The organism is Streptomyces sp. NPDC005485 (genome assembly GCF_040606085.1).
Lineage (GTDB): Bacteria > Actinomycetota > Actinomycetes > Streptomycetales > Streptomycetaceae > Streptomyces.
On record NZ_JBEXDZ010000260.1, the window covers coordinates 1 to 8,190 of the forward strand.

10 protein-coding genes are annotated in these 8,190 nt (G+C 69.8%); 4 read left to right on the plus strand and 6 right to left on the minus strand.

Annotated features, from left to right (window positions below; translation table 11 throughout):
• Window positions 1-111: 111 nt before the first annotated feature.
• The 5 genes from ABZS97_RS42550 to ABZS97_RS42570 form a co-directional block, all read right to left on the minus strand.
• Entirely contained in the window at window positions 112-546 is a 435-nt protein-coding gene (locus ABZS97_RS42550; RefSeq protein ID WP_356148819.1) for a VCBS repeat-containing protein, read from the minus strand.
• Window positions 547-584: 38 nt separating this feature from the next.
• Complete coding sequence (locus ABZS97_RS42555; protein ID WP_356148824.1) at window positions 585-1,784, minus strand: hypothetical protein; 1,200 nt, start codon at window positions 1,782-1,784, stop codon at window positions 585-587.
• Between the two features lies 1 nt (window position 1,785).
• The gene (locus tag ABZS97_RS42560; protein ID WP_356148827.1) at window positions 1,786-2,157 is read right to left on the minus strand and encodes a hypothetical protein; all 372 of its coding nucleotides are present in this window, start codon (window positions 2,155-2,157) and stop codon (window positions 1,786-1,788) included.
• A gap of 342 nt (window positions 2,158-2,499) precedes the next feature.
• Window positions 2,500-2,901 carry a peptidase inhibitor family I36 protein gene (locus tag ABZS97_RS42565; protein ID WP_356148830.1) on the minus strand — a complete coding sequence of 134 codons (402 nt, stop codon included), beginning with the start codon at window positions 2,899-2,901 and terminating at the stop codon, window positions 2,500-2,502.
• 166 nt (window positions 2,902-3,067) lie between these two features.
• Window positions 3,068-3,964: an AraC family transcriptional regulator gene (locus tag ABZS97_RS42570; protein ID WP_356148833.1), complete on the minus strand. Its 897-nt coding sequence runs from the start codon at window positions 3,962-3,964 to the stop codon at window positions 3,068-3,070.
• A 352-nt stretch (window positions 3,965-4,316) separates the two neighbouring features.
• On the opposite strand from ABZS97_RS42570, the gene ABZS97_RS42575 reads away from it, so the two are divergent.
• The 4 genes from ABZS97_RS42575 (at window position 4,317) to ABZS97_RS42590 (ending at window position 6,287) form a co-directional block, all read left to right on the plus strand.
• On the plus strand, window positions 4,317-4,679 hold the full coding sequence (locus tag ABZS97_RS42575; protein ID WP_356148836.1) for an ester cyclase: 363 nt from the start codon (window positions 4,317-4,319) through the stop codon (window positions 4,677-4,679).
• Window positions 4,680-4,709: 30 nt separating this feature from the next.
• Entirely contained in the window at window positions 4,710-5,033 is a 324-nt protein-coding gene (locus ABZS97_RS42580; RefSeq protein WP_356148839.1) for a MoaF N-terminal domain-containing protein, read from the plus strand.
• A 178-nt stretch (window positions 5,034-5,211) separates the two neighbouring features.
• Entirely contained in the window at window positions 5,212-5,910 is a 699-nt protein-coding gene (locus ABZS97_RS42585; RefSeq protein ID WP_356148842.1) for a hypothetical protein, read from the plus strand.
• A complete protein-coding gene (locus ABZS97_RS42590) occupies window positions 5,907-6,287 on the plus strand; it encodes a nuclear transport factor 2 family protein (RefSeq protein WP_356148845.1) in 381 nt (126 codons plus the stop codon). The genes ABZS97_RS42585 and ABZS97_RS42590 overlap by 4 nt, the downstream gene beginning before the upstream one ends.
• Before the next feature lie 72 nt (window positions 6,288-6,359).
• Here ABZS97_RS42590 and ABZS97_RS42595 read toward each other — a convergent pair.
• Window positions 6,360-8,190: FtsX-like permease family protein (locus ABZS97_RS42595; protein WP_356148848.1), on the minus strand; the 1,831-nt coding region annotated here is incomplete at its 5' end.

Below are 8,190 nucleotides of genomic sequence, written 5' to 3' on the forward strand. Positions count from 1 at the left end.
CTGGGGTGTCTTCGTTTCTCCCGGGGGTGGCGTCTGTGTTGACGGGCTGTTCCTACTGGCGGGGCCCGGCCGTAGAGGACCGGGCCGCGACCTGCGCGGGCTCAGAAGACTTCAGGTCCGGTTGACCCAGACCCCCGCGTCACCGAAGCCGAGGACATCGGCGCGGTTGTCGCCGCTGATGTTGGCGACAAAGCGCGGGTGCTGGTCGACGCGCCAACCCCCGGCGTCGTAGCCGAAGTTCGCGATCACCCGTCCGGGTGGGTCGAACTGCCCTCCGCCGAGCGCGCGGGACACCCACACACCCGCGTCGCCGAAGCCCACGACGTCCGCGCGGCCGTCGCCCGTGGTGTCCGCGAGGAGCCGCGGGTGTTTGTCGACGCGCCAACCACCGGCCACATAGCCGAAGTTGTTGACGACCAGACTCATCGGCTGGAAGGTGCCATCACCATTCGACAGCGCCACCCACACACCCGCATCACCGAAACCGACGATGTCAGCCTTACCGTCACCGGTGACATCCGCCAGGAACCGCGGATGCTTCTCCACACGCCAACCACCAGCCACATAGCCGAAGTTGTTGACGGTCAGCCGGGGCGTTTCGAAGAGGCCGTCCGAGTGGCCAGCGACACGAAGGCGCCCGCGTCGCCGAAGCCGACGATGTCGAGCCGCTTGTCGCCGGTGATGTCGGCGAGGAATCGCGGGTGCTTGTCCACGCGCCAGCCACCGGCCGCGTAGCCGAAGTTGCGGACCAGCAGCTGCGGCGCCCAGCCCAGGTGGGCCGGAGTGAACTCGCAGACCTCGAACGTGTTGGCCTTCATCAGGCAGGGGACGCCACCGCCCCCGGCGCAGTTCTCGCAGTTGCCGTTGGCCAGACCGAACCTGCCCCAGGATCCGCCGCAGTCGCACTTGCTGGTGGCGTACTCGTCCGGGCAGCCGAAGATGTGCCCCGACTCGTGGGCGAAGACCCGGTCGATGTTGTCGGGTCCCCAGCCGTCGTTGTCGTACTGCATCACGAGCCGGGGGCCGCCGATGCTCGCGTACGCGAAGTGGTTGAGGGGGTACTTGGTGAAGAACCCGCAGTAGGTCCAGCGCGTGCCGAAGCGGGTGCGCAGGTCCTCGACGTACGCGCCCACCCCGGCGAAGTCCGCGCTGTAGCCGATCGCGGCCATCGCCGGGTTGCGCCAGAGGGCTTCCAGGTCGGCGGCGTTCGGGTCCGCGGGGACCGTCACGGCCACGTCCTGGATGTCGTACGAGAAGCTGATGCCGGCGACGGGGTTGGTCGTGGCGTAGAAGCTCAACCCGTTCTGCACCTCCGCGACGACCTTGAGGATCTCGGCGTTGGAGAACTGCAGCTCAGGAGTCGGCCCCTGCACGATGACGATGCCGACCGCGACCGTCCCCTCCAGGTACGAGCTGGTGGGCGCGGGCGCTGCGGCTCCCTCGGCCCTGGCCGAGGACGCGGGGGTGGGCACGATCGTGGTGCAGTCGGGCATGTCCCAGGCCTCTGCGTGCCGTGGGCGCCGGCTCTTCGCCGCCTTGTACGCGGCGGACTCACGCAGTCGCAGCGCGGCAAGCCCCAGTTGCTCCACCTCGGTGAGGCCGTCCGTGTCGCCCGGCTCCGGGCCCGGTGGCGCCTTGGCCGGCCCGGCCAGGGAGGCGACGACACTGACTCGGCCGTAACGGTGAATCGTGTGTCCTGCCCCGGGCCAGGTCGGGGCAGCGCTCCGCTGGTTCGCGTCCGCTCCGAGCACCGCACGTTCCGTGACGCTGATGTCGCCGGCCATCTCACACTCCGTTCGGGTTCTGGTCGGGCGCCCGGAACTCCGGGTCGCCCCAGTTCCGGCCCTCGCCCCGCCTCGGTGACTTTCCTGTGGGCCCCGACTTCCAGGCCTCGATGAACAGGAGCGCGCGCTCGTCGACTTGGCGTACGACGGCCTCGTCGCCCATGCTCGTGATCTCTCCGTGCGGTGAACGGGCGAGCGCCAGACGGCCACCGCCGGACAGTTCCCGCAGGTGTTCCGCCAGTTTCTCCGCGTTCTCCGCGCTCACGCGGAACACCGTGATCCAGGGAGGCACACGGGCCACTACCGGCCAGCTGCCTTCCACCTCGCCACCGCCGCGGGCCTCACCCACGACGAGGATCTCCGTGCCGACCATGGCGGCCCCCGCTGCTCCGAGCGTCTACGGACGCGATGCGTCCCGCTCAGGGGGGGAAACTCAACTCCCGGGCTGATGGACCGTCTACGCCAAATCCAGCCAGATGGATGAATCTTCACTGAAGTGTCATGAAGGGGAGGATTCACCACAAGTGCTCTTCGGCCCCGTCATGAACCCCGCCCCCAGCGAACTGCTCCCGTCGCTTTGGACGGCGGCCGGGACGGGATCCGAATGATCCCCCTCTGCATCGTCCAACGGCTGTCAGCCTCGGCTCTGAGTGGGGACACTCAGAGCCGAGGCCGACAGCCTTGTGGCGAGCCCGCGACGGGCTTTCGCGCGGGATCAGCAGGAGCTGGCGAACCTGAAGCTCTCCATCTCGTCGTTGCGCCACAGCGACGGAATCGACTGACCCGGCGTGAGGCACCCCAGAAATCCGGTGCCGTTGTCGTTGTCGTACATCAAGATGTGGAACCGGGTGCGATTGGAGACGCTGCTGATCTCGTTGTCCCCGTCCCAGCCGTCGATGTCGATGAGGGTTCCTATGTTCGCCGGTGACGTGGCGTACATGTCGACGTACTTCGATCCCGTGTAGTTGGCGTCCTCCCACATGCAGATGAAGTCCGCACCGCATCCCGCCGCCGCCGCCGCCGTCTGACCCTGCGCTTGGGCCTGCGCCGCGAAACCCAACGGGAAGGCCAGAGCGGCGGTGAGTGTGACGATCGCGCCTCGAACAGTCCTGCGCATGATTCCCCCTGCTGTCGATTTACCTCAGTCGTTCTTGCGGTCCCCACCATGCTGGGGCGCACGATGCGCGTGCGGCCACACGTTTCGATCACCTTCAAAGGGAGTCAGCGCGACGACAGGCGACATACGCGGTGGCGCCGGCGACTGTTCCGACACGTTGCGCGTCTCATGGCGTGGGGTGGCCGCGCACCGTGTGGCGGAAGCCGATCGGGGTCTGTCCGGTGCGCTGGTGGAAGTACTTGCTGAAATGGGTGGCGCTGGGGAAAGCGAGGTGGTCGGCGATGCGGGCGGCGGTCTGGTCGCTGTGGGCCAGGAGGCGTTTGGCCTCCAGGACGACACGGCGGTCGATGAACTCCTTGGCACCTAGGCCGGCGGTGGCGAGGGTGGCGCGGGAGAGGGTGCGGGCGGAGTAGCCGAGGGCGCGGGCGTAGTCCTCCACCCGGCGGGTGCGGGCGAAGTCCCTCTCGACGGCGTCACGGAAGCGGAGGTAGGTGGAGTCGGGTTCGGGCGCGGGACTGCCGACGGGTGCGGTCAGGTGGGCCAGGCGCAGCAGGAGGACGGACAGCAGGTGGCGCAGGGCCTCGGTGTGAATGTCCAGGGGCAGCCGTCCGAGCGCGTGGAACTCGGCGGTGAGGTGGTCGACGGCCCGGTGCAGGGCAGCGGCGTCGTCGGGCAGGGGGCGGCGCAGGACCGGGGCGTGGAGGTCTTCGATGCGGGTGACGGCTGCGGTGGCCGCGTCGATGAAGTCCTGCCGGAACAGGATCAGGGTGCCCTCGGCGTGGGTGAGGTCGCCCCACTGGTGCACCTGGCCCGGGCGTACCCACAGCCAGGAGCCGGGTTCGAGGGCGTAGGCGGTGAAGTCCACCGTGTGCCAGAGGGTGCCGCCGGTGAGCGTGAGCAGATGGTGGAAGTCCGGTCGCTGAAGCGTCGCGAGCCGCGCCGCCGGTACACGCCGGCGCAAGGTGGCCAGGGGCAGCACCTCGACCCCTGCAGGGGTTCCGGCAGGCGCGGTGAAGAGGATCTCGGGGATCTCCCGCGTGGCATCGTGTCGGTTTTTGGCCATAGGTAGTCGCAAGCGTATCCGGGTTCACCCGCCCTATCCCCCTAGTTTGGAGGTGCTGGCCCATACGGCACCGCATGGGTGTCGGAAAGCAGTAAGGGCGGAGGGGCGTGGTGTGTTCGGCGGAGCGAGTTCGACTGACGTACGCCTTCGACGCGTACTGCCCTTGGTGCTATGGCTTCGGCAGGGCCCTGCGGACCTTCGCCGAGGACAACGCACACCGCATCCAACTGTCGGTCCGGTCGGCCGGCCTCTACACCGGGGCCCGGTCGAGGCCCGTATCGGCGTACCCGCATCTGCGAGCCGAGCAGGACCGGACAGCGCGGCTGACCGGCGTCGGAAGGACCCGACCGCGGTGGACCGCTGGGCCGCCGCCGACTACACGCAGACGGTCCTTGTGGGCGCCGACTACTCGGGGCTCACCGACTACATCTCCACCGAGACCTACCACCAGCACAACCCGGAGGCCGCCGACGGCCTGGACGGCTTCGGCGCCGCCGCCGCGAAGTGGGCCGAGCAGGGCAGGAACCTTGTCTACAACAAGGTCCACAAGGTCGTCGCCGAGGGCGAGTTCGTCCTGCTGCAGTCCGAAGGCGAGTTCGGCGTCCCGGTGGCGTACTACGACCTGTTCCGCGTCCCCGACGGAAAGATCGTCGAGCACTGGGACGTCATCACCGCCGTTCCGGCCGAACTGCCGCACGGCAACGGCCTGTTCTGACAACCCTGCCACCAGCTGAGGAGAAGCACGATGAGCACGCCCGCTTACGCCGGCCGGACCTTCGTCCTCCGGGTCGACAACGGGGTCGTCTTCCGCAACACCTACGCGGCCGACGGCACCGTCCTGCACTACGAGACCCTGGAGGGTCCGGCCAAGGGAGCGAAGGAGACGGTCACTCTCCACACCGCCGAAGTCGCCCCGGGCCTGTTCATGCTCGGCTGGGTCGAGGAGTCCGGCATGACGGTCACACACGTCATGAACCTCAACGCCCGGACCGTCCACGCCCTCTGGACCTACGAGGGCGGTACCGGTCGCGTCGCCGAGCTCCACACCGCAACCCTCGAACCCGCCTGAGCAGGCCCGGCGAGCCGTCGCGGCCTTACCGGTAAGCCGGGAGACCACAACGGCTCGCCTCACACCCACCCGCCAGGCGAGCCGTCGTCGGCGTTCACGATCCAGGCGGCGCATCGCCCTCGGCCGCCGACGCGGGCCGCACGCCGAACACATCACCCGCACCGCCTGGAGGACCACCGTGCACGCCGGCACACTGCCGCTCGACGCCTACCGCACCGTCATCGCCCTGGACGAGCCGTTCCAGCCCGCTGACTGCCACACCCCGCCCTCGCACCCGACGCACCTGGTGCACGCCGCGCTCGACCTCCTCGGCAGGGACCCGGCGGCCGTGAAGGCCGGCCTGAGCACCGGTGACGCGGACCGGCTCGACCATGCGAACGCCCGGCGGCTGCTGCGCGCGGTGCTGACCGTACGGGCTCCGGGCCCTCTGCCCGCCGCAACCGCCAAAGCGCTGGACACACTCCTGGCAGCCGAGCGCCAGGCGCACGAAATCACCGACGCGGGCACGCTGCCCCGCTGCCCGAACTGCGGCGGCCAGGTCGAGATCAACGTCCGCATCGGCCCCGAATTCGTCGACGCCCCCTACCTTGCCGCCGGCCGCCGCCTACAGGGCTGGCTGGACACGGCCGACGCCGACACCCGCCTGCTGATCCTGGAGTTCGGCGCCGGATTCAACACCCCCGGTGTCATCCGATGGCCGGGCGAACAGCTCACCCGGAGCTTCCCCCGCGCACGCTTCGTACGCGTCAACCCCACCGATCCCGAGACCCCCGCCGACCTGGCCGACCGATCCCTGTCCGTTCCCACCCACGCCGACCACCTGCTCGCCACACGCACCGCGCCCCACTCGGCGCCCGACCCTACGGTGATCCCATGAGCGACCCTGAAGCGAACAAGGCCACCGCCAAGGCCTTCTACGACCTGATGTTCAACGAGTGCCGCCCCGCCGAGGCCCTCGACCGGTACGCCGGCGACACCTACATCCAGCACAACCCGCATGTCGGCGACGGCAAGCAGGCATTCATCGACTACTTCGAGCGCATGGCCGCCGAGTACCCGGGCAAACACGTCGAGTACAAGCGCGCCTTCGCAGAAGACGACCACGTCATCCTCCACTGCCATCAGACCTGGCCCGGCGAGGAATACGCGGGCATCGACATCTTCCGCTTCGATCACAACGGAAAGGTCGTCGAGCACTGGGATGTCCTCCAGGTCATCCCGCCCACCTCCAGGAACGACAACACCATGTTCTGAGCACCGCGCGCCGGAAGAGCACGAGCTGCAGGCGCCGCCTCGCACAAGCGCCGGGACGTACTCGTCACGGTGTCAGTCCGCCGTCTGCGCCGGGCCTGCCGTCACCTTCCGCAGCAGCGGCCTGCTGCCGGCGATCGCGGCGAACATGGCCAGCGCGCCGACGACCACGCACATCACCAGTTGCACAGCACCGGAGGCGTTCATCGTGGTGCCGGCGGCCTTGTTGAGCTGCACGGCGCCGAAGACACCCATCGCGGTGGTGCCTCCGGCCAGAACGGCCAGCGGGATGACGGTCTCACGCACCCGTGCCCGGTCCAGCACCTTCAGCGGGGTGCCGGACAGCCGCAGCAGGCCGTACACCCGGCGCCGGTCGAGGACGTTCGCGGCGGCCGTGAGGCCGGCGGAGGCGGCCGCGACGAGGAAGCTCAGCACGAGGGTGGCCGTACTGACGGCGGTGATGCGGGCGGTCACCGTGTCGTCCGCCGCGGACACGTACTCCTGGGTGAGGGGGTACCTGCCCGATCCGAGGGGCGTCAGTGCGGTGAGGGCGCTGTCGATGTCCTTCTGCCCGCCGGGGACCTTTGCGATCACTCCGTCAAGTCCGGCCAGCAGGCTGTCGTAGTCGTTCTCGCTCGTGACGGTGACATCCGCCGTGATGCCTGCCCGGTGCAGCGCCGTACGGGCCTCGGTGGCTGTGTGGCGGGCGTCGGCGGCGTTCGCGGTGATCACCGCGACCTGGCCCTGGTGGCTCGGGCCGTCGGAGCCCAGCGTGCTGACGCAGAAGAACCCGGCCACGAACCCCGCGAGCACCAGACCGCTGACGGTGCGCCAGACCGCGCGCGGGTCGTCGCTGAGCCGACGGGCGGCCAGCAGTGTTGCCGGGCGCTTCGCACGGCGGGCCACGATCCGGCCCAGCCGGTCCACCACCCAGGGGCCGAACAGCCAGAACGCGCCGTAGAAGAGCGCCAGCAGGGCGATCAGCTGCCGGGGCTTCAACTGGCCGCTGTCGCCTGTGGTCGCCCAGATGTAGAGCAGGACCGCGACGAACAGCACCAGGCGGATCGCGCGGGTGCGGCGCGGGTTCGCCTGCTGGGCCACGCCCAGGGGTGAGGTGGCCACCTGGCGCAGCATCGTCACCGAGCTCACGGTGATCAGTGCGGTGACGGCCGACACCACGGCCGCGAGCCACGGCAACCCCACCCACAGCTGACCGGCGTACCAGGAGCCGACGCCGTACGGGAGTTCGGCGAGCGCGGGCAGCAGTGCCGCGTAGGCGAGCGCGCCCGCCAGCGCCCCGGCCGCGCCGACTCCCGCCGCCTCGACGGCGGTCATGGCGAGGATCTGCCGTGGGGTGGCCCCGGCCAACCGCAGCGCGGCGAGCCGCTGTTCACGCCGGGCCGCGCCGAGCCGTCCCGCGGCCGAGCTCAACACGACGACCGGCATGACGAGGAGCACCACGCCCAGAAGTACGGTCCCCTGGTCCATGCCGGTGAACAGGCTCGCCTTGGTGCCGGCGAACCCGGAGACCGGTGAGCGCTTGGTCAGGCCGTCGTCGTAGTAGTTCTGGTGCCCGGCCGCCGGGGAGACCGCCGCGTCGCCGGGCGCCCGTCCGACCACCGCGACCAGCTCGTCGGGCGAGGCGAGAGCGGCGGCGCCGATCGTGCCGTAGGACTTCGTCTTCGGGAAGCGGTCGGCGAGTTGGCCGTCGGGGAGCTCGTGCAGCAGCTCGGCCAGCGCGGGCGAGACAGACACCTCGCCCTGCTTCGGGAAGCCGCTCAGGCCGGGCGGCGCGGGGGTCGCCGCGCGCCCGGGCAGCTGGGCCAGGTTCACGACGGTAACGGGCTTTTGGCGTACGTACGTCGTGGTCGTGGCCTGGATGGCCGTCGCCGCCTTGGCCTGTACG

What these genes read in the sequence shown, in the direction of transcription:
- ABZS97_RS42570 (WP_356148833.1), bottom strand. Translation starts at nt 3,964, where the DNA reads ATGGCCAAAAACCGACACGATGCCACGCGGGAGATCCCCGAGATCCTC.
- ABZS97_RS42560 (WP_356148827.1), bottom strand. Translation starts at nt 2,157, where the DNA reads ATGGTCGGCACGGAGATCCTCGTCGTGGGTGAGGCCCGCGGCGGTGGC.
- ABZS97_RS42590 (WP_356148845.1), top strand. Translation starts at nt 5,907, where the DNA reads ATGAGCGACCCTGAAGCGAACAAGGCCACCGCCAAGGCCTTCTACGAC.
- ABZS97_RS42555 (WP_356148824.1), bottom strand. Translation starts at nt 1,784, where the DNA reads ATGGCCGGCGACATCAGCGTCACGGAACGTGCGGTGCTCGGAGCGGAC.
- ABZS97_RS42565 (WP_356148830.1), bottom strand. Translation starts at nt 2,901, where the DNA reads ATGCGCAGGACTGTTCGAGGCGCGATCGTCACACTCACCGCCGCTCTG.
- ABZS97_RS42580 (WP_356148839.1), top strand. Translation starts at nt 4,710, where the DNA reads ATGAGCACGCCCGCTTACGCCGGCCGGACCTTCGTCCTCCGGGTCGAC.